This window comes from SAR86 cluster bacterium (assembly GCA_023703535.1).
In the GTDB taxonomy this organism is placed as follows: Bacteria; Pseudomonadota; Gammaproteobacteria; order Magnimaribacterales; family TMED112; genus TMED112.
In genome coordinates, this window is sequence record CP097967.1 from 935,218 (window position 1) to 958,728 (window position 23,511).

Below are 23,511 nucleotides of genomic sequence, written 5' to 3' on the forward strand. Positions count from 1 at the left end.
TTGTACATTTTACCATTTATTGTTTTTTTATAACTAAAAATAAATCTCGCCTTGTAAATAAAGTTTTGCCTTACCAGTAATTTCTACATTATTTTCTAGAACTTCGCAGACTAACTCGCCGCCTCTTTTAGATGCTTGTCTCGCTTTCATTTTTTGTAAATTTAGAACATCGCCCCAATAAGTTGCCAGTAAAGCATGTGCTGATCCAGTAACTGGGTCTTCATCAACACCTACATTTGGACCAAATACTCTTGAGGTAAAATCAGTAGTTTCTCCTTTAGCAGAAACAATTAGGCCTCTCGAATCTAATTCTGCAATTTTTTCTATATTCGGATCAATCGTTTCAACAATGCTTTCATCTTTTACAATCGCAAGAAAATCATCAATACCTCTAAAAACTTCAATAACCTGACAATTTAGTGCATCCGAAATTTTCTCTATATCATCTATCTTTCTTGGATAATCTTTAGGAAGTGACATTACTAATGAATCCTCTTTTTTGGTAACTTTTAGTTCGCCTCTATTCGATTTAAAAATGGTGTCTGTTGCTTTTTTATCTATGAAGTTGAAAAAAATAAATGCTGAAGCTAACGTTGCATGTCCACATAAATCCACTTCTATTGTCGGACTATAAAATTTAATTTCATTTTCTTTGGCAGTATTTATAAAAGCTGTTTCTGAAAGATTATTTTCAAACGCTATATTTTGCATTGTGTTTCCATCTATTTCGCCTTTATGGAAAACAACACCAGCAGCATTCCCTGAAAAAGTTTTTTCAGTAAATGTATCAACAAAATATATTTTTTGATTCATTTTAAATTGGTGGAGCTGAGGAGAATCGAACTCCTGACCCCCTGCGTGCAAAGCAGGTGCTCTCCCAGCTGAGCTACAGCCCCACAAGAACACAAATAATATATAGCATTCTTGTTAATTACAACATCCTAGAGTTAAAATGCTTTATCTGTTATGTCTAAATTACTTGAAATAAAAAACTTATCTGTAGATTTTAAGTTAAGAGAAAATATCTTTAGAGCAGTAGATAATATTTCGTTTGAGATTGATAAGAATCAAACTTTAGCGTTAGTTGGTGAATCAGGTTCTGGAAAATCTGTAACAGCAATGTCGATTCTAAAACTTCTTCCTTATCCAAAGGCAATGCATCCAAAGAATTCAAAAATAATATTTGAGGGAGAAAATATTTTAGAATTCGATAACAAAAGCTTGAGGCAAGTAAGGGGAAATATTGTATCAATGATTTTTCAAGAGCCTATGACATCATTGAATCCATTTCATCGAGTTGGTGATCAAATTATTGAAGCTATTATTACTCATAGCAAAACCTCTAAAAAAGAAGCAAAGAATAAAGCATTTGAATTATTAGATCTTGTTGAAATACCTGATCTCTCAAGAAGGTTTAAATCTTTTCCTCATGAACTTTCAGGAGGTCAAAGACAAAGAGTTATGATTGCTATGGCTTTAGTAAATAATCCAAAACTACTTATTGCAGATGAGCCTACAACTGCTTTAGATGTAACAATTCAAGCACAAATACTAGATTTAATGTCTAAACTTCAAAAAGAGCTTGGTATGTCTATTCTTTTCATTACTCATGACCTTGGTCTTGTCGATAAATTTTCTGACAAAGTAGCAGTAATGAAAGAGGGAAAAATTGTTGAAATTGGTGAAACAAAAAAAGTCTTTACTAATCCTAAAGAGGAATACACTAAACTTCTACTTGCATCAATTCCAAAAGAAAAAACTAAAATTAAATCAGAACCCAAACCTCTGGTTGAAATAAGTGATCTTGATGTTTTTTATAGAATCGAGTCTCAAAATATTTTTAAAGAAAATTATTTTCATGCAGTGAAAAATGTAAATCTAAAAATAAATAAAAAAACCACTATTGGTCTTGTTGGGGAGTCAGGTTCGGGTAAATCTACCCTTGGAAGAGCTATTGCCAATTTACTTCCTTATAAGGGTTCAGTTATTTTTGATGGAAAGGAAATTTCATCTATTAAAGACCGCAGCGTCAGGAAAGATATCCAAATTATTTTTCAAGATCCTTATGGATCACTTTCCCCAAGACTTACTGTGGGAGATATTATCGGAGAAGGTTTAGATATTCATATGAATCTGGGTAAAAAAGAACGAAATGATTTGATAGAACAAACTATGAGAGAGGTTGAGCTTGATCCAAAGTATAGATTCAAATATCCACATGAGTTTTCAGGAGGTCAAAGACAAAGAATAGCTATAGCTAGATCAATAATACTTAAACCTAAATTTATTATTTTAGATGAACCAACTTCTGCTCTGGATAGGTCTATTCAGATTCAAATTATTGATTTACTTAAATCGCTTCAAGAAAAATACAGTTTGACTTATTTATTTATAAGTCATGATTTGAAAGTAATTAGAGCAATGTCTGACAGAATTCTTGTAATGCAAAATGGCGAAATGGTTGAAGAAGGTAATGCCAAATCAATTTTTGAAAAACCCAAAGAAGAATATACAAGAGAGCTTTTATCTGCAGCAATAAAATATTCTTAATTTTAATCTGAAGAAGTTTTTGGATCTAAAGCGTCTCTAAGGCCATCACCAAAAAAGTTTAGAGAAAATAATGTGATGGTAAAAGTAATTCCAGGAAAAACTAATAACCACCAGTATTCTTCCATAGATTCAACGCCATATCTTATTAGCGTTCCCCAGCTGCTCATTGGAGGTTGAATCCCCAACCCTAAGAAACTTAAAAAAGCCTCTAGAAGCATAACTTGTGGAATAGTTAAAGTAGCATAGACTGCAATTGGTCCTAGAACATTTGGGAAAATATGTCTTCTAAACATATAAAAATTTGATACTCCCATTGCTTTTGCTGAGAGGACATATTCTTGGTTTTTTATACTTAGCACCTGTCCCCTTATTATTCTTGCCATTGTTAACCATTCAACTGCTCCAATAGCACCAAAAAGAAGCCAGATGTTTCTCCCAAATACAACCATTAATAAAATGATGAAAATTATGAAAGGTAAGCCATATAAAATATCAACTATTCTCATCATTACAGCATCTACTTTCCCTCCGTAGTAGCCTGAAACAATCCCCCAAGTAACACCTATAACTAAAGCTACAGCTGTTGCGACAAAACCAACCATTAGAGATACTCTAGAACCATAAAGAAGCCTACTAAGAAGATCTCTTCCTAAAGTATCAGTGCCCAATAAATGTGCGCTTGAAGGAGCCGATGCTCCAAGTTCTAAATTTTGGTAATCGTATGGGTAAGGAGATATAACTGGAGCTAAAATAGCTAAAATGATTAGAGATACAAGAATTAATACACCAAACATTGCTGCCCTATTTTTCAAAAGCTTTCTTAGAGCATCAGACCACAAAGAAGAATTACTCATGAATCTCTTGCCCTAGGGTTCAAAATTAAAACTAATATATCTGAAACTAAATTGAAAAAAATAATCATTGCGGAAAAAAATATTGTTGTGCCCAGTATCATTGTGTAATCACGATTGAAAGCCGCTTCTACATAAAATTTTCCCAAACCAGGAATTTGGAAAATTGTCTCTACCACAAAAGAACCAGCTAAAAGACCTGCAATAGCTGGTCCTAAAAAAGATACTACCGGCAGGATGCCACCTTGCAAAGCGTGATTAATCACAACCTTTCTCTCAGTAAGTCCTTTAGCTCTTGCTGTTCTAATAAAGTCTTGACCTAATATTTCTATCATTCCTCCCCTTCCTAATCTGGCAATATATGCAGCGTAAGCAGCTCCTAGAGTAATAGAGGGAAGAATCTTATCACCAGGAAGTGTATCCCAACCTGATACTGGCAGAAGCTCAAAATTAATTCCAAAAATAAGAACTAAGAAAGGCCCTAATAGGAATGTGGGTACACATATTCCAAGCATGGCAATAGCCATTGGAAAATAATCAAGAAAGGTATTTCTTTTTAAAGCAGCAATTGTTCCAGATAAAAGACCTATAAAAAGTGCAAATAATATTGCATAAAAGGCCAACTCAAAAGTTACAGGCAGTCCTGTAGATATCATTTCAGTTACAGTTCGTCCTGGATATCTAAAAGAAGGACCAAAATCACCAACTATTACATTAGAAAAGTAATCAAAAAATTGTTCATATATTGGTGCATTGAGATTATAGACCTCATTAAGGTTATCAATTACTTCTTGAGGGAGTTTTTTTTCTGCATCGAATGGTCCTCCTGGAGCCAACCTTGTAAGAAAAAAAGTTATGCTCGCAACAATTATTAATACTGGAATTGCAATTAGAATTCTTCTAAGAATTATTCCAATCATTAAACTAGTCTCTCTCTAGATAAACAAACTTTGGATGATGATGATCAAGAATATTTGCGTCCCAACCTTTCACATCAGGGTGAATTTGAAATTGCTTCACATAGGTATAAATTGGAATAAGTGGCATTTCATCTATTAATATTCGCTCTGCCTCCATCAACTTTTTATATCTTTCTTCCTGATCAGAAGTTTTATTAGCCTCTGCAACCAATCTCTCATATTCATAGTTAACCCAGCCTGTTTGATTATTACCCCTTCCTGGTCTCATTATTTCAAGAAAAGTATTTGGATCTTGGTAATCTCCTATCCATCCAGCTCTTGAAATTTGATAGTCTAAATTATCCTGTCTACTTAAATAAACTTTCCAATCAGTATTATAGATTTCAACATTTATACCCAAATTTACTTTCCACATTTGTTGGATTGCCTCAGCAATCTTTCTGTGGCCCTCCTGAGTATTGAAAAGAATTTCAATTGTTGGAAATCCATCTCCATCTGGATATCCTGCTTCTGTTAACAATTCTTTAGCCTTTTCTGGATTAAATTCAACTACTGTATCAGGGTAATATTCAGAAGTTCCTGGAGGAGTAAATGAATAAGCAGTTTTTTGTCCACATTTAGATACTTTTTCAACAATTAATTTCCTATTAATTCCCATCGCCAATGCTTTTCTTACCCTTGAATCTGATAAATGAGGCAAAGTGGTATTCACTCTGTAGTAATAAGTACCCATGTAAGGGTCAATTCTCAAAGATGGGTTTTTATTCTCAAGGTAAACAGGACATTTTTCTTGTGGCACTACATTTGTGACGTGTAGAGCGCCTGCTCTAAACATTCTATCTTCTGTAGATTCATTTTGAATTGGGTAATAATGAATTTCATTTAATTTTACTCTATCCGCATCCCAGTAAAATTCATTTTTCTCCACAACAATCTTTTTATTTAGCTCCCAACTTTTTAACTTCATTGGACCATTACAGACATGATTACCAGGTCTTGTCCATTTCATACTCCTATCATCCATTTCACCAAATTTCAAAACCGTTTCTTTATGTACGGGCCATGTAGAATAATGAGCAAGTAGGCCTACAAAAAATGGTGTTTGGTTTTCCAGTTCAACTTCAAGTTCGTAATCTGAAATTGCCTTCACACCAACTTCAGAAAAGTCATTAATTTCACCGTCATAAAACTTTTTTGCATTTTTCACATAAAAAAGCATTTCTGAATACTGTGAACCGAGTGTTGGGGTTAATGCTCTTTGCCAAGACCAAACAAAGTCTTCAGGTGTGACACGATCACCATTAGACCATCTTGCATTTGGATTGAAATTGAAAACATACGTTTTTTGATCCTCTTTTAGAGTCCAGCTTTCTGCAACTCCGGGGAGGTTTTCTCTCCCACCTTTTGGATCAGTTATTGTAAGACCTTCACAAACACCAATTAAAATATGATGTTCTGGAACACCTGTGACAATATGTGGGTCAATACCTTGTGGTTCGCTACCGTTTCCCCAATGCAAGATTTGACTTTCAAGCCCCTCTTCAACTGGAGTTTTCCCGCTTGAGCAACTGACAATAATGAATATGGATAGAATAGAAATGAAATTTTTCATAAACAAAGGTTAAACCCTTATTGTATAAGTATCAATCTGCGAAATGCTTTTCTTTTTCTTCGTTTATTGATTTTACTTCTGCACAAAATTCTGCAGTTGGTCTAGAAATAAGCCTCTCTAAACCAATAGGATCACCAGTTTCTAAACAGTACCCGTAGTCACCAGCTTTTATTCTTAGCAGAGCCTTATCAATTTTTGGCAGAAGTTTAGATTCACGCTCAACTATTCTAAGAAAAAGCATAGAATCAATCTCATGTTGAGCACGGTCTACTTCATCACTGCAGGCAGGTGGATTGCTTAGTCTATCTTTAGCATCTTTAATATGCTTCAACGTCTCTTTCTTAAGTTCGTTAAGTTGAGTTTTGAAAAAGGACAGTTGATCTTTGTCCATATAATTTTTCTTAGGTGCTCTTAAAATTTTTTCTTTAGTAAGCATAATATGAAGTGGATATTTTATGTTTGAATTTAAAAAATTCAACTAATTCTTTAGATTAATTACTTAGATTTCACAACACTGACACTTTTAGAAATTCCAAGACCTAGATACATTAGATAAATTGCAAGAGGGATAATTGCAAGTGGAGCTATATAGGCAACCAAACCTAAAGAAAACAACATATTAAAAAGTAGACCTCCTGAAGCATCGCCAAATCTATTAGTGAATGTATCGATGAAAACTGTAGATTTATATTTTTCTTTTGAATTGAGTGTGGTGTAAACAGCTTCACGAGCTGGTTTATTTAACCCATACTCAAATGGTCGCATCACTCCTTGTAAGATTAGAAAAATTAGTACCGCTGAAGATGCCAATAAGTAATCAGAGAAATATCCTGAAACTGCTAGGAAAGCCAAAGAGAATATCAAACCATAGACTGTAAGGACAAACTTTATCCCAAGAACTTTGGATCTTAGAATTGAAGCAGTAAGAAATATTTGGATAAATAAAGTGATTAAAGGAACAATTGAGTCTGCTCTTCCAAATATCCTAGTCTTTTCAGCTGAATCGTTTGTGTAGTTGTTGATAATTTCAAGTTGAAAGAACCAAAGTGCTGTTGATAGACATGTCCAAACGAATGCATAAAGAACGAATTGTCTAATCAAAGAATTTGTTCTTATTTGTGAAAACTGCTCAAGAGTGCTCGATAGTGTGTTATCTCCTGATGTGTTTAAAACAACCTCTTCTCTTTGAACGCGAGAGGAAAAGAAAATTGCCAATAATAAGGATGATACTGCTATCAAGAGAGAAAGATTCTCTTTGTCATAAAGGAAGCCGTCAACAAAAGCACCTCCACATGAAGCACCTAAAGAACCAAATCCACTAATAATTCCAAAGAATTTTTTTCCATCCTCAATATCGAAAGAGTTAACTGTCATTGCCCAAAAGATAGCTACTACAAAAAAATTAAATATGTTGTACCAAACATAGAAAAATGTTTTTACAGCAAGAACTTCTGGAAAATAGTTATAAGTGAAGTAGAAACCACATAAACATAAAATAAAAAAACCATAAATAGATGGCACAAGTTTTGAAAGACGAACTTTAGAAACTATCAATGAATAAATTGGATTTACTAGCAGCATAACAATAACAATTATTAATAGATAAAAGGGAAGATCGCCAGTTCCAATATTAGCTGCTATTGTGTTTCTAAATGGCCTCAGCACAAATAATGAAAAAAGAACGAAGAAGAAAAATAAGCCTGAGAAAATAGTATTCTTGGAAAAATATGAAGTCATTATAAAATGCCTAGTTGCACTGATAATCCTCTAAATTTTCTATTCCTAATGCTTCTTTCATTGCAAAAAATACATCGGTATTATCCATTACACCAGAGAAATTTTCTGCTCCAGGTCCTTGAGCAAATACTGGAATCATAATTCCAGTATGAGTGCCTCTCCCAATGGCTGTATTCCATGAAATTTTCATTTTTCCTGTCTCCCTGTAACGTGCATCATCTTGCTCAATAAGAAGTCCTCCAGTTTCATGATCTGCTGTAACTATTACAAGAGTATCATTATTTTCTTGCGCATAATTGAGAGCTTTCTCAACTGTTTTTTCAAATTCCTGCATTTCTTTTAAATAATATTCGTAATCATTATCATGTGATGCCCAATCTATCTTTGAACCCTCTGCCATAATAAAAAATCCTTTACATCCATCTGCAATCATCCTTTTAGATTCTTGGATAGAAAAATCTAACATTTCTAACAGGTTTGGTTCAAATTCTGTTCTTTCTAAATCATCTTCAGCAAAAAAACCAAATATTCTTTTTCTGTCAATGTAATTAAAATTATCTATGTCTTTTTTTGTTTCAAGATAATGGAAATTCTTTTTTATTTTTTTTACAAAATTTACCCCGTCTTCTCTTATCCCTCCTTCCTCAATTGGGAGAAAATAGTCAGTCCCACCGCCAAGCACTATGTGATTTTTTGAATTGTAAATATGTTCAGCTATCTTTTCTTTTTCATATCTTGAACTTACATGAGAGGCAAAGGCTGCTGGTGTAGCATGAGTAATTTCTGAAGTAGAGATTATTGTATTTACAAAGCCCTTTTCAAAGAGCATTTCAGTTATATTTTTAGTAGGTTTATTATTGTGATCCACACCTACATATCTATTTATAGTTTTGACGCCTGAACTGAATGCTGTTGCAGACGCAGCTGAGTCTGTAACTAAAGAATTATAAGCATGAGTTTTTACATATCCTGAAAAATCGAATTCATCAAAAGATAACTTATGATTAGGTCCTCCCTGAACATTTCTATAGACTGAAATATGTGTTGGCCCCATTCCATCACCTATAAGCAAGATTATATTTCTAGCTTTAACATCAACCTGTTTCAGTTCTTTAGGATTAACATCTTTTTTAAAATCTATAGGAAGAATTTTTTGATCTTTTTCAGGCACCTCAATCAATAGAGGCGCATATTGGTTGATTATCAAAAAAGTAACTATGGATGAAATAATAGCCACTAAAAGATACTTAAAAAAATTATTCATTTTTTAAGTCTAAAGCATTGAGCTTTTTCTTTATTTGATCATTTTCAGATTGTTCATAATCATAATCAATCACTGAACCTTCCCAGTCGCCATACGTTGGATTTGCAATCATGAACCAAACAAAACCCCAGAAAGAGTCTGTTTGCTCTACTATAGATTTTCGGAAATTAGATGATTTCTTATTTTGTTGGCCATCGATAAAATCTCCAAGATTATCTCCAATAATTTGTATGATTCTGTAATTTTCTGCAATAAGAGCTATTCGGGAGGTTTTATTTCTATCCCATGATGGTTTCTCATATCTAGTTAAGATTTGATCTATATCATCAGATAAATCAAACCCTTCTTTAACAAGATTATTTCTTGTAGCTGGTTCTAATTCATGGAGTCTATTTGTTACAAAAAAGATTTCAACGCCAAGTTCTTTTGCAGTTTTCATATAGGATAAGGCTCCTGGTAAAAAAGTGGCTTTCTCTTCTTTTACCCACTCTATCCACCCATCTGGATAATTAGTATTATTTACTATTAAACGAGCTTGATATGCGCTGTTATTAAAGACTGTTTCATCAACATCCAGAATGATCGCAGGTGGCTTATCAAAAAAATTCTTCTCTCCATTCATTTGATCAACTGAAGCTGAAATTTCCTTTTGTTTTAGAAGAAATGGAATTGTAGCTTCGGCAGTTTTAAAAGTTGTTCTAATGTGAGCTTTATACTCTGCAGATTCTTGAACATAAAGGGTCGCCATTAGAGATTCATGTCCCTTATCATCAGCCAGAGTAATAAAACTTAAAAGCAGAAGAGCTAATAAATTTTTCATTGGTAAATAATATACTATTTTGTTGTTACAAAAATGTGAAAATTAATTATTGAATATTAGTTGAAAATTTACCCTTATCATTCTTCCTCTAGGATCATGTAAGCGCGAATCCCAACTAAAGTCAGGTGCATTGTATAGTCTTGGAGCCTTTTCATCGAAAAGATTTATTATTCCAATAGAAGTCTTTAAATCATAATCACCAGAATTATTGTTAATTTGTAGGTATTGTGAAATTGGCAGTTCTAAAGAAATATCAAAAATTAAACTTGAATCAACTTTATTTTTATAGCCAAGTGATAAAGCTTTAGATGAAATTGTTCGGTTATTTATGTATCCATCCAGGTATCTTGCAATTAGTGAATATTTTGATTTATTTTTTTTGTAATTTATAAAAGTATTTATTCTATTTTTTGGCAATGAATGAGTGTGTGCATCAAAATTATGTTTACCAACACGATTAATCATAATTGTGCCATTTTCACTCTGCTCTGGTGTTAAAAATTCAATCAAGTTTGTTCCTTGTAGAATTAATTCAACCTCACTATTAAAAAAGCTCTTAACTGTACTTAATCCATAATCAATGCCGCTAAGAACTGTTGATTCTTCATTAAAATAAGTTGTTGTGACACCTATTAGATCTCCTAATTCATTTCTTGTAATTGATGGGCCGAAAGGATCTTCACTTAGTAAAGCTTGGGCACTTTGTCCTTCAATCCTATTTTCAAAGTCTATTTCCCAATAATCAAAACTAAGTCTGTTTCCATTATTACCATAAATTAAACCAAAATTAGTATTTGTTGATTCTGCTGGTTTAAGATCTGCATTACCTATTTGTGCTTGTCTTACAAACACTGAACTTTCAATATCTCTTACGCTGCCCAATTTAATATCACTTGAAAACATTTGTCCCATAGAAGGCATAGTAAAAGAAGTGCCAGATGAAATTCTGAAAGATAAATTTTCAAAAAATTTATATTTAAAAGACAGCTTAGGGTCAAAGGATGAAAAATTCTCAGATTTTTCAAACCTTCCAGAAAAACGATAATCAAAATTAGGAAGAAACGAGCTGTCTAATTCAAAATATAAAGAATATTTATTGCGGCTCTCATTTACATTTTTTCCTCCACCAAGGAAAAATAGATCTGCTGTTTTAATAATCTTGCCATCTGAATCAAATTCAGCTCGTGAGATTTCATTGAAGTTTATGTCTAAGTTTTCCATACTAGCTTGTGTTCCAAAAGCTAGATTTATATTTCGGTATGAAGTTTGGGCAAGAATATCAAAAGTTGTGAGATCGCCGATTTTTTTTGATATCTCTGCACCTTTGATGTGCTCTACAAGTTCAATTGAGTTTTGAGATGGATCAAAAATATTCCATTGCATATCTCCTGATTCACCTCCATTTCCATAGAGTGCTGATAAAAATCTAGAATCTACAATATCAGGTCTATTGTGAAAGTTTTCGTGCTGACTATGAGTGAAGGAAGTTTCTAAACTTAAATTCTCAAAATCTTTAAGAAAACTGTAATTAAAATGATATTGAGAAATATCTTTTGGAGATTCTCTCCAAGGATACCTGCCCCCTAATGGCCTACCATACCATCTTACAGGAACATTAAAGGGACTACCGCCTACTCCTGGCTCAATATCTCTAGCAAGAAATGGAAGTGCTGGATATGATGGGGATTGAGGATTATCGTTTACCTTTACATTTGAAAAAATGAGTGAAATATCGTGATTTCTATTAATTAAACTTGTGTAGAACTTCTCATGTGACTCATCATTTACAATATTAAATCCTCTTCCATAAGCAAAACGGCAACGTCCGTCTAATATTCCTCCATTTTCGATGCAATTTGGATCAGGAATTGTTTGACCGTTTGAATATTCACCAGCATATAACCCACTTTCAATTACATCATCACCTAAAATTTTAAAAGAGTTGCCTAAACCACTTACACTCAATTCTGAAATTTGATCGATTTCATAGGCTTTAAGTGGAGTTCTTTCCATTCTTTCAAAACCAAATACCAAATCAAAATTCTCAAAATCTTTTCCATAAAGAAAACCAAAACCAATGTCATTTTGGTTGTAATTAGTAGAGTATTGGCTGTCTAAATCTAACTTATATCCACTAAATTTTTTTACAGTTATAAAATTTATGACTCCTGCTACAGCATCAGAACCATATACGGAAGTTGCTCCTTCTTTAAGAACTTCCATTTTTGTAAGAGCAATTTTTGGAATAATATTTGCGTCGACATAACCCTCTCCGTTGTATGAAGGCGTGCCAGTAAATGTTTGTCTTTTTGAATTTATTAGAAGCAATGTAGAAGCATGATCAAGACCTCTAAGTGTAATAGCAGACATTCCCTGATCTACTCCATCCATTGTATTGGTTTGAAAATGTGAACCAGAGGATGCAGATAAATATTTACTTATTTCAGCAATAGTTGAAACACCAATTTCATCGAATTTTTCTGCTGTAATTATTTCTACAGGGGAAAACTTTGATTCAGATTCTTTAAGAAGAGTGCCAGTAGTGATAACCTCCTCTATTTCCTCAATTGAGAAAATAGAAAAGGATATCAATATTAGCAGGAATAATTTGATCATTAATTTCTAATATATGGACGAGTTTTAATAACCCATCAATATATTAAAAATTTAATTTCAATCTAACTCCTACGTTCCTTCCTGGTAAAGGAACTTCGTTTTTAACAAAAGACGTATGATTTCTTGCTACCTCATCAAGAATGTTATTAGCAAAAACAGAAACTGATAGTTCTGAACCAGCTGCGAAATCAAATGTTTTCATTGCTTTTAAATCTAACATTCGAAATCCACTTGTTACTGTTTCGTCTTCACCTATGTCATCTTGTTTCGCCACATCTTTGAGAGTAACTTTCAATTCATAAGCATCATTATTTGCATACTTTACAGAATAGATATTTCTAGCCGGCACTACTCTTGATACTTTCGTACCATCTGAAAATTTTCCATTTACTGCATCTCTTCCAAAACTTAAATCTAAATAACCATTTGCAAGATCAATTTTTCTTCCAAATTGGAATTCATATCCGTTAAATTTTGCATCTTTCTGCATATACTCAGCTCTCTGAAGACCACCATGATCATCATGTTCATCTTCGTCATGACCCTCTTCATCATGATCATCTTCATCATGATGTTCTTCCACATCTTGAAGATATAGGAATTTATTTACATCATTCCTAAAGACTGCGAGTGATCCATAATAATCACCATTTCTATAATCAAAAGTAACATCGATATTATTTGAATTTTCAACATCTAAATCTGGGTCACCAACTTCAAATCTACCTCGTGCTAAATGTGGGCCATTCATGAATAACTCCATGCCGCCAGGCGCTCTAGCTACAGACGCAAAATTTATACTTGCTCCAAGATTATCAGAGAATTCTCTGCCTAGACTGAAAGAATAACTATACTCATTAAAGTCAAGATCATAGTAGTCAATCTCTTCTTCATGCTCTTCTTCTTCACCATGATCATCTTCCTCATGATGTTCTTCCTCATGATGAATGATGCCGCCTTGTCTATTTATTTTGTCAAATCTAAATCCAAATTTAACGTCATAAACATCGAAGTTTGTACCAGTGTAATAACCTAGCATAAACATTTCAGATGTCACTGGAGCCATATGTGCTTCTGATCCAACAACAGCCATGTCGCTATTAATTGAAGACATCATTAGCTTTCTTGAAACTACATCATTCCCAAAATCGAAAACTGTAGAAAACTCAGTTGCATCATTTAGAAAACTTGTAGGTCCTCCATGGCCACCATGTTCATCATGCTCTTCCTCATCCTCATGTTCATCATGGTCTTCTTCCATCTCCATATGTTGCTCAGTATGGATATAATCAGTATCTCTAAAATTGAACATAATTTTTTTCAAGACTTCACCTTTAACCATGTAGGCACCCTGAATATCAAAAGCTTCTGAATTTGTTGATGAAAAAATTCGTTCTTCTCCATGCTCATCATGATCATCTTCATCACCGTGCTCATCACCATGTTCATCACCGTGCGCTCCGGGTGGTTCAACATGGTATGGAAGACCAAAAACGCTTTCTTGATCTCTGAAACCAACACCAAAGTATCCCCAGTCTCCTGTTTTGGAGATGCCAATCCTTTGAGCAGTTTTTGCAGCATCAGAATTTGCTAGAAAACTTGTTTCCTCATCTTCATGATGTTCTTCCTCATGGTCCTCATCATGATCTTCATCTTCATGATGTTCTTCCTCCATATGAATTACAGCTCCATCAGGAATGTCATAATTGCCAAAACTTGAATCTTTAAAAGCAAGGCTCACATTAAAACCGGCAATGTTATTTTTGTATGAAAAGCTTTGGGAATCGCCTTCACTTACGCTTTGTGTTTCAAGTCCAAGATTAATTTCCTGTTCATTAAAACCCTTTTTAGCTATTAAATCATCAACAATATTAATAATTCCTCCAACAGTACCTTTTGCATAAAGCAAAGATGAAGGTCCTCTTACTATCTCAACTTGTTTAATATCATTAAAGTCAATTTCGTTAGTATGGTCACCGCCCATTCCAGATACATCCTGAACTACAAAACCATTGTTTAGAATCTTTACCCTTGTACCTGTCATACCTCTTATTACAGGTCTGCCGACAGCAGCTCCGTAATCTTGAGATGAGACTCCCAGAAGATCATCTAAGGTTTCACCAAGACTTTGTGTAGCAGAACTGTCGATATCATCACCTTCAACAACGTGTAAAGGATCTTCTATATCTGCTAAAGCTGAAGATGTAAGTGATGAAGTAACAACTACTTCCTCTACGTCTTCCTGCGCATGTAAGTTATTTAGTATAAAAACACTTAATAAAAGTGTTAAAAAATAATTTTTCATTTTACCTCCTTTAAAAAATTAAAATTTAAATAATTGGGATCTTTATCTTTGTGGAGGGGCTCTTGTAAGGAAGTAATCGAAATTGATAGCTAGAAGATATTCATCAAGATCAAGTTCAATAAAATAAAGTTTAGTGGTTATCTTTTCTACTTCAACAGAAGCGGTAGCCTCAATTTCAGTATGACAAACATAACACTCAACTTCTTGATGATTATCAACATAATCATCTGCATGGCTAAGTGAGTCAAATGTAATGGTTGCTACAAAAATCAATGCAGCTAAAGATATGAATGAAAAACTCTTCTTAGACATATCGAAATATTACTCTATTGTTTGAATTAAACAAAGACGCTTTAAAAAAAATTTAGAATTAAACTCCTTCGTTCTATTTCAAATTCTCTCTCTTCCATTCAATGATTCCATCAAGTTCTTCATGCATTTCATATAAAACTTTACCTATCTCTGAATATCTTGATTCAATTTGAATATACAAAATTTTCATTGGTCTTGTTAAGGGAATCATAAGCCAATTTATCATTTGTTTTTTTAAAAGTTCATTTGACTTCGATTTACTAGATAATTCAAAAATATCCCCCAATTCACCAATTACATGGTTATATATTTTTCCCCAGAAATGCTCAAAGTCTAGACATACTACGGACCAGCCTTCAAGTCCTCTAGATGACATATATTGAACCACTCTTACCTCATCTGCCTCAGGTATATGTTCCTCTCTAATTTCCTTTAAAGTTCCATCCCAGACGGGGATTTGTTGTTCCTTGCAATAATCTTTTAAATCTTCATATCTTCCTTTCTGCGATTGAACACAAAAAAGAATATCTGAATTTGAACAGCCTTCTTCGTAAGCATTATTAAAAATTTCTGAAGTAGTTTTTTTATCTTGCATTAAATTTCCCTCATAAACTATAACTTTTCCTCCAAGAAATTGATCTGAGGGCCGTACATCTAAATCTTCAATACCTAACTTATCATTCAGTAGCTCGACAAAAGCATTTAAATTTTCACTCAACCTCATCACTGTTCTTAAAGTATGTCTTGCTACAAGGTTTTCTGGAAAATTACCCTTCTTACGAATGCTCCAATCAAAATCTAATTCCTCATAATCTATGTTAAAAAAATCTCTTGTATATTGATTAATGCCATAAGAAACAACTATTTTGTTCAGACCAAAAATCAGCTGTATTATTGAGGCCTCCGCTGGCTTTACATCCTGTCCTTCATCCACAAAAACATAATCTACAGATAGTAATGAAGCTAACTCATCATCAATTTTATTTTCAAGAATGTCTAACCAAAATTCACTATAACTAACATCTTCAATAGGACTTAAGGGATCTTCAGCTATTTCGTTATAAATATCCAAAAGATCACTTGCATACTTTTTACGCTCTTCATCAAATCTAAGTTCAAAATCTATAAGATTTGCTATCTTAGTCATTAATGCTTGAATTGTTATAATTTCTACTCCTGATCCACCTTTATTTTTATCCATAGCATCAATGAGTATTCTTATATTTCCAGCTAAAGCATGATTATAAGTAATGAATAAGCTTTTTTTATTATTCTCAATATATTCCTCATAAGCCCAGCTGAGCATTTGATATGTTTTTCCTGTTCCACCCCTTCCTCGGAGAATAATTTGTTTCTTCCCGAGATTTTTCATCCAATCTTTTCGGTTTGGAAGTCTAGATGTTAATTTTGTAATCTGGTCAACTTTTTGTTTAGTAAGTTTTGAAACTTCAATGGTTTTAAACATATCAGAATCAAGTGCATTTTTTATTGATAACTCTTTGCCTGATTCAAATATTGCTGTTCTGCCATTATTTTTTAATAAAGGTGCTTTTTGAGTCATTGCTATTTGAATAATATCCTCAAAATTGGAATCTCTCATACAAGCACAAAACTGAGGTTTTATATTTTTTGGAAAATTATTTTCTCTGGCACTCATTAAGTAAATAAGCCTTGTTACAAAGGGTGAATCTTTTCCAAAACTACTTTGAAGAGAAAATTTTTGTTTTTCACTTTGTTCTTTTACGTTTTTTTTATGGCCATTATATTCAACAAAAATATTACCATCGATTATTTTGATATCTTTAGGATCTTGTGGTTTAACCTCAACCGCCATACACAAATTCTTTACTTGGATTTCTTTAAGAAAGCTGTAATTTGTACCAACATTTTTTATCCAAGTAGGTTTTAAAATTTTAGGTTCTGAAAAATTTAGAATTATAGTGAGATCTATATCTCTAGTCTTTCCAGCTGGTGTTTGTGTAGAGCAATGAAACTGGACATTAGAATTTTTATCATCCTCAAGATCAGGCCATAATTTCAACATCATATTTTTTATTTGCTCTGCTGCTCTTTTGTCTGTCTTATTCTCTGAATTGAGGATTTTAATCATCTTTAGATTTTATCAAAAAAAATGGTGGGTCTGGCTGGATTTGAACCGGCGACCTCACCCTTATCAGGGGTGCGCTCTAACCAACTGAGCTACAGACCCGAAGAGAGACAATTATATGACCTTTGATAGTATAAAAATAGCTTTATAATTTAAAAATGAAAGAAAAAGTACAAGAATTTTTTTCGAAACAATCAAAAAAAGTTAAGCAAAAAATCAGAGACAAGGCAATTGAAAATGCCAAAGAAACATCAATTAGGTATGGCAAAAAAGTAGAAGATTTTTCTCATGAAGAATGGAGAAAAATTGTTAAAGAGGAGGAGGAAAAGTTAGTTGAAAGAATGTGGAAAACAGGAGGTTTGGGTATGGTTCTTATGGGCTTCATGCCTTGGTGGTGATGTTTAAGGCGATAAGAGATATAGGAATTATGACTTTCATCATAGCTAATGGACGAATTTTAATTAGAATTCTTCTTGCTATTGTTCTTTTTTTTACTTTTGAATTAATACACTCGAAATGGGCAGCTCCCGAGCTTTTGTTGACACCTAAAACACTACGTATAATCACAGCAATCTATACCTTTGCACAGCTTATTTTGGTTTTTTGGATTGTATTTTCTTTAAAAGATTTTGTGTGGGGGCAAAAAGCTGAAAAAATAGTGGAGGCAAGAAAATCATTTAATAAACTTCCCTCAAAATTAGAAGATATTTCAGATATAGATAAATTTCCCAAACTTTAAAATCATGAGTCTAAGAACAGGATTTACAATTCTTCTTGTATGCTCCTTTCTTGCATCACTTATACAGTTTAACTTTGGCAAAACAGAAATAACGCTAGAAAAACTTGATACAGGGGATGGCCAGTATATTTATTATGATTTATATAAACCTAAGATTGCCTCAGAAACAAATAGGGTTCCTTTTATAGCAATTATTCCTGGCTTTCAGAGATCAAAAGAGGCGCTTTCTAATATTGCTATAGAGCTTTCACGAAGAGGTTATGTTGTGGGTTTAATAGATCCATATGCGCAAGGACTATCAAGCTCCTCAAGAAGCAGGATTGCAGCAACAACACAAGGCTATGGTATGTTCGCTTTAATAGAATATGTTAATGAAAGCTCTGACTTTAATTTCATTAATAAAGAACTTTTAGGCTCAACTGGACACTCTATGGGAGGGAATGCAGCAATTAGAGGTGCAAATTATTTTGGAAAGAAAGCAGACGAACAAAATAAGAAGAGTCTTCTGCATTCTGTTTACGTTTCCGGCTATGTTTTAACACTTCGAGATGATGTCCTAAAAGATGTTAGATCTAATGTTGGGGTAAGTTACGCATTGTACGATGAGGGCTCATTTAGGAATGATTTAAAAAATTGGGATGCGGCAAATATGAAAATCGCTCCAGAATCTTTACGTACAGTTAACAGCGGTTTAAAGAAAGAAGAGCATATTTCTGAAGTTGAATTAGGGAAATATTATGGTGACTTGGAGTCAAATACACTCAGAGTAATTTTTAATGAAGAATTACTTCATCCATTTCAACCCTACAATGCAGAAGCAACTGCTAACCAATTAGCCTATTTTGAAACTGTATTTGGTGCTCCAATAAAACTTGATACCTATGATCAAATCTGGCAATGGAAAGAGTTCTTTACTTTATTAAATATGATCATCTCCTTTTGGCTTTTAATTCCCTTAACAAGAACACTACTGAAAATTAATTTCTTTAAGACACTTGTTAAACCTATACCTGAAGCTTTGCCAGTTCAAAATAGAGTAGGAAAAACTATATTTTGGTCAGTCTTTTTTGTAAGTGCTGGAATAGCATGTGTTACTTTTATTCCTCTTGTTGAGGTTGCAAAAACACTTTTTCCGGAAGCTGCCACAAGACAACTTACTTGGTTTTTTCCACAAAGAATGAATAACTCAGTTATGCTCTGGGCACTTTTGAATGGCTCAATTGGAATATTGCTTTTCTTAGTTACGTATTATTTTTTTGGAAAGAAACACGGAGTAAAAATTAATTCTTGGGGCTTAGAGCTCTCTTTCAAGGACATATACAAAACCATCTTACTGGGCTTAATAATTTTTATTGTGTATTTCTCTTTACTCTTTTTAATTTACTTCTTATTTCACATTGATTATAGATTTTGGTTTATGGGTGTAAGGATTTTTCAACCTGAAATGCTTTTAGTCTTAGCAATGTACTTCCCTTTCTTTTTTGTCTTTTTCTTTTCAAATTCTTTAAGAGTAAATGGTGGTATGAGATTTAAAAATCAGCCCGAATGGCTATCAAGGTTAATTGCAGGATTTGCTAATTCTGCCGGATTAATTTTAATAATAGTCATTCAATATATTACTTATGGTTTTACAGGCGAAGTTTTTTGGACTACAAATTGGCTAAGTGTAAATTTATTATTTGGTATTGTTCCGATAATGTTTATTTTGCCTTATTTCAATAGGATCTTTTTTTACATGACTGGTAGATCTTTGCTTGGCCCTATAGTGACATGTCTAATTTTTATAATGATTCTCTCAACAAATACTGTAGTGTATTTACCAATTTAAGGGCTTTAATTATTATTTTTTAATAATATCTAATTGTTATGAAAAAATTAATTTTAATTACTGCATCTCTATTTTCTTTATGCATTGCATCAGATGATTTAAATGAAAAAAAAATAAGTGATATTACCGTCGAACAGCTTACAGACATTGTGAGACAAATTGTTCAGGAAACAATTGAGAAATGTGTTGTGACTGGAGATATGGAAGGAAGAGCTAAATTTAATTTAGCTGTTGAGGGTGAAGTTGTTGCACAAATGATATGCAAATTTGATGAAGAAGCTAATCTTGTTGAGGAAAAATAATTTTATAAATTCCTAGTCCAGCTAAGCAACCAACAAATTGCATTAAAACAAACATTGGAAAGTCGTATGGGCTTATTCCTGCAAAAGAGTCTGAAAAAATTCTTCCGAAAGTAACTGCTGGATTTGCAAAAGATGTCGAAGAGGTAAACCAATAAGCTGCACCAATAAATGAGGCAACCATAATTGCAACTTTATCTTTTGGAGAAGCTAATATTACAATCAACAAACCTGCAGTTGCTACAATTTCAGAAAGCCAAATATTTAAACCTGTCCGAGGCTTCTCTGAGAATTCTATATATTCAAATCCAAACATTACATTGGCTAAAATAGCTCCCAGCATTGCACCTAACGACTGAGCAAATACAAAAAATAGGAATGTTAAAAATTTAATTTCTCCCCTAATATGCATTACAAGTGATACAGCAGGGTTAAAGTGCGAGCTATTAACTGAAAAAATTGTTATTAAAAAATATAATCCCCAAAAAGTAGCTAGAGAATTTGCTAATAGTGATATTGCATCATTTCCTGATGATAAATTTTCACCCATAATCCCAGAACCAACAACTATACAAACTAATAGAAGTGTTCCTAAGAATTCAGAAAGTATATTTTTAATCATCTTTACTAAATTGATCTAAAATATTTCTTAAAATCATATCCCTTACCTCGTCAAATTCTTTTTCATTCATATTTTTTGGGTCAGGTATATTCCAGTCTATATTTATTGCACCAGGAAAATATGGGCAGTCATCCCCACAACCCATTGTTATAACAAAATCAAAATCCTCACCAATAAAATCACCTACAGATTTTGGTTTTAAATTGCTTACTTCTATTCCATATCTTTTAAGAGAAGCAATAGCTTTTGGATTCACCTGATCTGCTGGATGTGAACCAGCCGAGAATGCTTGCAGTTGGGTGCGAAATGACATGTCAGTCAAAGCCTGAGCTATTTGACTTCTACAAGCATTCTCGATACAGACAAATAAAACTTTATCTTTCAATCTTTAATAACTGTATTTAAAACTAATTGAAGCAGACGAAGCAGTTGAATAAGATTCAAAGACTTGATTGCCCTGAAGTGCCTCATATGGCTCTTCTAGTAGATTTCGAAGCTTTACAGTGACATCTAAATCTCCATTCCATGCTTGAAATGATTTTTTATAAACAATATCAAGTAATGGGGGTAGATCTTCAAGAACATTTGGAATGACATCCGATCCTAACTCTCTAATTCTCTCCCCTACATCGTTGTATATAATACTAAATCTAGAATCATCGGCTGCATAATAACCTAACTGAATATTTAAAATATCCTCTGGTTGACCTACAAGCGGTCTATCATCGTAAGATGACAAAACAACAAACTCTGGATTTGTTACAGCATTTGATTCTGTATAAGTGAAATTTATTTTTCCAAAAAAATCATATCCCTGTATTAACTCACCGAATTGTTTTTGATATTCAAATTCAGCTCCATCGAGTTCAGCTGTACTCGCATTTCTATAACTTACGTAACTAGTTGTAGCTGCAGCCTCTAAAACCTGTTCTATAGGGTTTATAAATTCTTTCTTAAAATACGAAAGAGTAAGAAATTCATCAAAACCAAAATACCACTCATAACGCAGATCATAATTCGTAATTTCTGAGGATTTTAAACCTAAAAATCCTCTTTCTAATCTGTCTGTTTCGAAGTTGCTAAATAAAACTGGAGACATTTCCCTAAATTGTGGTCTTGATACTGTCTCACTATAACCGAACCTAAATTGCATATTGTTTTCAATTTCATAAGTTAATGTTATAGCTGGTAGTAATTTATCTAAATCATCATTAGCAGTAGAAAAGTCTTGCCCTCCAAAAAAACTTTCAGTTATAACTTCCATTTCTGAGTTTTCCTGCCTTGCTCCTGCACTCATGCTCAAGTTATCGTTAACCATTGTTTCAAAAGAGAAGTAAAAGGCATCAATTTCTAAATTACCTTCATAATTATCAGTATTCAAAGTCTCTTCGAGAAGAATCAATCCTGATCTATCAAGACGGAAGTTCTCAGGAGCCATTATTTTATTAATGGGTTGTAATCTAAACTCTCGTGAAGCAAATAGGGAGCCGTTTACAAAATCTGGTAAAAATCTGTATCTTTTTACATCAGTAATTCTAGACTTTTCGAGTCGTTTTAAACCAAACTTAAAATCTATTGTTCTCTCAGTTGTTTCGAAAGGATAAACAAAATCGATAGCAACCTCATCAGCATCATCATCTAACCATGAAAACTGTGTTGAATTACTGTCTGATCTTCTTGAAAATTCTAAGACACCTCCACAATCTCGAATAAATGCAGCATCACACTCATAGAAATATTCTCTTTCGAAAGGCGACCATCTCTTGCCGTCTGCATGGCTCAAGCGCCAATCAATAGCAAGACCAGAACTAAGGTCATGTTTTCCTGAGATAGTATTAGAATTAATTTGCCTCTCTACCCATTCAATTTTTGTATTAAAACCGTAAAAGTCAGCTTCAATATTTTTTCCATTACTTTCAGTGAGGCGATCGTCAGTTTTCCTTACTAATAAACTTGTAAATTGAATATAGTTGAGACCATCTATGTCCCAACCAAAAGTTGTAAGTAAGTTCGAATCCAATTGATTATTAGTTTTTTTAACGTCATACGTATCTCTGCCTACTAATTCTTCACCAGAACCCCTAGCATAGTTTGTTCTTTTGATATCAGGTATGTATGAATTTGAATTATCATAACCAGCACTGATAACAACACCAAATCTTCCATAATCATTATCAAATGAATTCCCATATGAAAAATCAAAACCAAAGTTCGGAGACAAACTCTTAATCTGTGGGGCCCATTGACCTCCAAAATTTTGACCTGCAGTTACAAGTTCAGCATATGAAGCAGATGCAAGAGAAATAAAATCTCCATTTGCATATATAGGAGAAAGAGAAGAAGGTAGGTTTCTTGATCCAGTATCAAAACCCGTCCAGTCGTCATTATATCCTTCCATTGTAGGAGCATCCTTTCCTGTAGCCAATGAGTCATATCCTGTAGAAAAGCCATATTCAAAAAACTCTTCATCAGGGAGGACTTTTGTTCTCATATCTATAACTCCTCCACCAAATTCTCCAGGATATTGTGGCGAGTAAGTTTTTTGAACCAACACACTTTCTAATACAGATGTTGGGAAAATATCGAAAGGCACGACACGTTTTAGAGGTTCAGGACTAGGTAATAAAACTCCATTCAACAAAGCTGAAGAATACCTTTCACCTAACCCTCTTACAAAAACATACTTTCCTTTAACAAGACTTAAACCAGTAACTCTTTTTAAAGCATCTGATGCTTCACTGTCTCCTGCAATACTAATAGCCTCAGCAGTAATGACACTTGAAATTTCGCTTGTATCCCTTTTTTCGTCTGGAATAAAGCTTACGGAAACTTTCACCTCTTCAATTTGCTCCTGGTTTTCTTGAGCGGAAATCAAAGGTATTAAAAGCAATAATAATAAAACTCTATACATATTTAGCACCCTAAAAAA

At 33.3% G+C, this 23,511-nt stretch carries 20 protein-coding genes and 2 tRNA genes; 5 read left to right on the forward strand and 17 right to left on the reverse strand.

Translation table 11 applies throughout. The features are described from left to right. Positions 1-33: 33 nt before the first annotated feature. Positions 34-813, reverse strand: a complete 780-nt coding sequence (locus M9B42_04830; GenBank protein URQ64095.1) for a PhzF family phenazine biosynthesis protein — start codon at positions 811-813, stop codon at positions 34-36. Between the two features lie 7 nt (positions 814-820). After that, positions 821-896, reverse strand: a tRNA-Ala gene (locus tag M9B42_04835). 70 nt (positions 897-966) lie between these two features. Here M9B42_04835 and M9B42_04840 point away from each other — a divergent pair. Then, on the forward strand, positions 967-2,550 hold the full coding sequence (locus tag M9B42_04840) for a dipeptide ABC transporter ATP-binding protein (GenBank protein ID URQ64096.1): 1,584 nt from the start codon (positions 967-969) through the stop codon (positions 2,548-2,550). A gap of 2 nt (positions 2,551-2,552) precedes the next feature. Here the strand turns inward: M9B42_04840 and M9B42_04845 are convergent, their stop codons facing one another. The 12 genes from M9B42_04845 to M9B42_04900 all read right to left on the reverse strand — a co-directional run bounded on the left by M9B42_04845 (position 2,553) and on the right by M9B42_04900 (position 17,196). Then, positions 2,553-3,404, reverse strand: coding sequence for an ABC transporter permease (locus tag M9B42_04845; protein ID URQ64097.1), 852 nt, complete (start codon positions 3,402-3,404; stop codon positions 2,553-2,555). Continuing rightward, positions 3,401-4,321 carry an ABC transporter permease subunit gene (locus tag M9B42_04850; protein ID URQ64098.1) on the reverse strand — a complete coding sequence of 307 codons (921 nt, stop codon included), beginning with the start codon at positions 4,319-4,321 and terminating at the stop codon, positions 3,401-3,403. Before M9B42_04850 ends, M9B42_04845 begins: the two co-directional genes overlap by 4 nt. A 4-nt stretch (positions 4,322-4,325) precedes the next feature. Next, positions 4,326-5,933: a peptide ABC transporter substrate-binding protein gene (locus tag M9B42_04855; protein ID URQ64099.1), complete on the reverse strand. Its 1,608-nt coding sequence runs from the start codon at positions 5,931-5,933 to the stop codon at positions 4,326-4,328. 31 nt (positions 5,934-5,964) lie between these two features. After that, positions 5,965-6,369, reverse strand: coding sequence for a TraR/DksA C4-type zinc finger protein (locus M9B42_04860; GenBank protein ID URQ64100.1), 405 nt, complete (start codon positions 6,367-6,369; stop codon positions 5,965-5,967). Between the two features lie 59 nt (positions 6,370-6,428). Then, positions 6,429-7,670 (reverse strand): hypothetical protein, encoded by a 1,242-nt coding sequence (locus M9B42_04865; protein ID URQ64101.1) that lies wholly within the window; start codon positions 7,668-7,670, stop codon positions 6,429-6,431. Positions 7,671-7,680: 10 nt separating this feature from the next. Next, positions 7,681-8,934 carry an alkaline phosphatase gene (locus M9B42_04870; GenBank protein URQ64102.1) on the reverse strand — a complete coding sequence of 418 codons (1,254 nt, stop codon included), beginning with the start codon at positions 8,932-8,934 and terminating at the stop codon, positions 7,681-7,683. Beyond that, the gene (locus M9B42_04875; GenBank protein URQ64103.1) at positions 8,927-9,754 is read right to left on the reverse strand and encodes a hypothetical protein; all 828 of its coding nucleotides are present in this window, start codon (positions 9,752-9,754) and stop codon (positions 8,927-8,929) included. Before M9B42_04875 ends, M9B42_04870 begins: the two co-directional genes overlap by 8 nt. A 42-nt stretch (positions 9,755-9,796) precedes the next feature. Next, on the reverse strand, positions 9,797-12,370 hold the full coding sequence (locus tag M9B42_04880) for a TonB-dependent receptor (GenBank protein ID URQ64104.1): 2,574 nt from the start codon (positions 12,368-12,370) through the stop codon (positions 9,797-9,799). A gap of 43 nt (positions 12,371-12,413) precedes the next feature. Beyond that, positions 12,414-14,675, reverse strand: a complete 2,262-nt coding sequence (locus M9B42_04885; GenBank protein URQ64105.1) for a TonB-dependent receptor — start codon at positions 14,673-14,675, stop codon at positions 12,414-12,416. Positions 14,676-14,717: 42 nt separating this feature from the next. Next, on the reverse strand, positions 14,718-14,987 hold the full coding sequence (locus M9B42_04890; GenBank protein ID URQ64106.1) for a hypothetical protein: 270 nt from the start codon (positions 14,985-14,987) through the stop codon (positions 14,718-14,720). A gap of 73 nt (positions 14,988-15,060) precedes the next feature. Further along, on the reverse strand, positions 15,061-17,097 hold the full coding sequence (locus tag M9B42_04895) for a hypothetical protein (protein URQ64107.1): 2,037 nt from the start codon (positions 17,095-17,097) through the stop codon (positions 15,061-15,063). Positions 17,098-17,119: 22 nt separating this feature from the next. Further along, a tRNA-Ile gene (locus M9B42_04900) sits at positions 17,120-17,196 on the reverse strand. Positions 17,197-17,252: 56 nt separating this feature from the next. Between M9B42_04900 and M9B42_04905 the strand changes: the two genes are divergently transcribed. Genes M9B42_04905 through M9B42_04920 form a run of 4 tightly spaced genes read left to right on the forward strand, consistent with a single transcriptional unit; the run spans position 17,253 to position 19,963 of the window. Further along, a complete protein-coding gene (locus tag M9B42_04905; GenBank protein URQ64108.1) occupies positions 17,253-17,492 on the forward strand; it encodes a hypothetical protein in 240 nt (79 codons plus the stop codon). Then, positions 17,492-17,833: a hypothetical protein gene (locus M9B42_04910; protein ID URQ64109.1), complete on the forward strand. Its 342-nt coding sequence runs from the start codon at positions 17,492-17,494 to the stop codon at positions 17,831-17,833. Before M9B42_04905 ends, M9B42_04910 begins: the two co-directional genes overlap by 1 nt. Before the next feature lie 4 nt (positions 17,834-17,837). Beyond that, a complete protein-coding gene (locus tag M9B42_04915; protein URQ64110.1) occupies positions 17,838-19,661 on the forward strand; it encodes an alpha/beta hydrolase in 1,824 nt (607 codons plus the stop codon). Positions 19,662-19,699: 38 nt separating this feature from the next. After that, positions 19,700-19,963 carry a hypothetical protein gene (locus M9B42_04920; GenBank protein ID URQ64111.1) on the forward strand — a complete coding sequence of 88 codons (264 nt, stop codon included), beginning with the start codon at positions 19,700-19,702 and terminating at the stop codon, positions 19,961-19,963. Here the strand turns inward: M9B42_04920 and M9B42_04925 are convergent. Genes M9B42_04925 through M9B42_04935 form a run of 3 tightly spaced genes read right to left on the reverse strand, consistent with a single transcriptional unit; the run spans position 19,941 to position 23,493 of the window. After that, the gene (locus M9B42_04925; protein ID URQ64112.1) at positions 19,941-20,582 is read right to left on the reverse strand and encodes an aquaporin family protein; all 642 of its coding nucleotides are present in this window, start codon (positions 20,580-20,582) and stop codon (positions 19,941-19,943) included. The genes M9B42_04920 and M9B42_04925 overlap by 23 nt on opposite strands. Continuing rightward, a complete protein-coding gene (locus M9B42_04930; GenBank protein ID URQ64113.1) occupies positions 20,575-20,967 on the reverse strand; it encodes an arsenate reductase ArsC in 393 nt (130 codons plus the stop codon). Before M9B42_04930 ends, M9B42_04925 begins: the two co-directional genes overlap by 8 nt. Before the next feature lie 3 nt (positions 20,968-20,970). Further along, positions 20,971-23,493, reverse strand: a complete 2,523-nt coding sequence (locus M9B42_04935) for a TonB-dependent receptor (GenBank protein URQ64114.1) — start codon at positions 23,491-23,493, stop codon at positions 20,971-20,973. Positions 23,494-23,511: the final 18 nt, after the last annotated feature.

Excerpts from the sequence above, each read along its gene's own strand:
- M9B42_04905 (URQ64108.1), top strand. The coding sequence starts at position 17,253 with ATGAAAGAAAAAGTACAAGAATTTTTTTCGAAACAATCAAAAAAAGTT.
- M9B42_04935 (URQ64114.1), bottom strand. The coding sequence starts at position 23,493 with ATGTATAGAGTTTTATTATTATTGCTTTTAATACCTTTGATTTCCGCT.
- M9B42_04840 (URQ64096.1), top strand. The coding sequence starts at position 967 with ATGTCTAAATTACTTGAAATAAAAAACTTATCTGTAGATTTTAAGTTA.
- M9B42_04850 (URQ64098.1), bottom strand. The coding sequence starts at position 4,321 with ATGATTGGAATAATTCTTAGAAGAATTCTAATTGCAATTCCAGTATTA.
- M9B42_04920 (URQ64111.1), top strand. The coding sequence starts at position 19,700 with ATGAAAAAATTAATTTTAATTACTGCATCTCTATTTTCTTTATGCATT.
- M9B42_04910 (URQ64109.1), top strand. The coding sequence starts at position 17,492 with ATGTTTAAGGCGATAAGAGATATAGGAATTATGACTTTCATCATAGCT.
- M9B42_04875 (URQ64103.1), bottom strand. The coding sequence starts at position 9,754 with ATGAAAAATTTATTAGCTCTTCTGCTTTTAAGTTTTATTACTCTGGCT.
- M9B42_04925 (URQ64112.1), bottom strand. The coding sequence starts at position 20,582 with ATGATTAAAAATATACTTTCTGAATTCTTAGGAACACTTCTATTAGTT.
- M9B42_04890 (URQ64106.1), bottom strand. The coding sequence starts at position 14,987 with ATGTCTAAGAAGAGTTTTTCATTCATATCTTTAGCTGCATTGATTTTT.
- M9B42_04870 (URQ64102.1), bottom strand. The coding sequence starts at position 8,934 with ATGAATAATTTTTTTAAGTATCTTTTAGTGGCTATTATTTCATCCATA.
- M9B42_04830 (URQ64095.1), bottom strand. The coding sequence starts at position 813 with ATGAATCAAAAAATATATTTTGTTGATACATTTACTGAAAAAACTTTT.
- M9B42_04880 (URQ64104.1), bottom strand. The coding sequence starts at position 12,370 with ATGATCAAATTATTCCTGCTAATATTGATATCCTTTTCTATTTTCTCA.
- M9B42_04855 (URQ64099.1), bottom strand. The coding sequence starts at position 5,933 with ATGAAAAATTTCATTTCTATTCTATCCATATTCATTATTGTCAGTTGC.
- M9B42_04895 (URQ64107.1), bottom strand. The coding sequence starts at position 17,097 with ATGATTAAAATCCTCAATTCAGAGAATAAGACAGACAAAAGAGCAGCA.
- M9B42_04845 (URQ64097.1), bottom strand. The coding sequence starts at position 3,404 with ATGAGTAATTCTTCTTTGTGGTCTGATGCTCTAAGAAAGCTTTTGAAA.
- M9B42_04860 (URQ64100.1), bottom strand. The coding sequence starts at position 6,369 with ATGCTTACTAAAGAAAAAATTTTAAGAGCACCTAAGAAAAATTATATG.
- M9B42_04865 (URQ64101.1), bottom strand. The coding sequence starts at position 7,670 with ATGACTTCATATTTTTCCAAGAATACTATTTTCTCAGGCTTATTTTTC.
- M9B42_04885 (URQ64105.1), bottom strand. The coding sequence starts at position 14,675 with ATGAAAAATTATTTTTTAACACTTTTATTAAGTGTTTTTATACTAAAT.
- M9B42_04915 (URQ64110.1), top strand. The coding sequence starts at position 17,838 with ATGAGTCTAAGAACAGGATTTACAATTCTTCTTGTATGCTCCTTTCTT.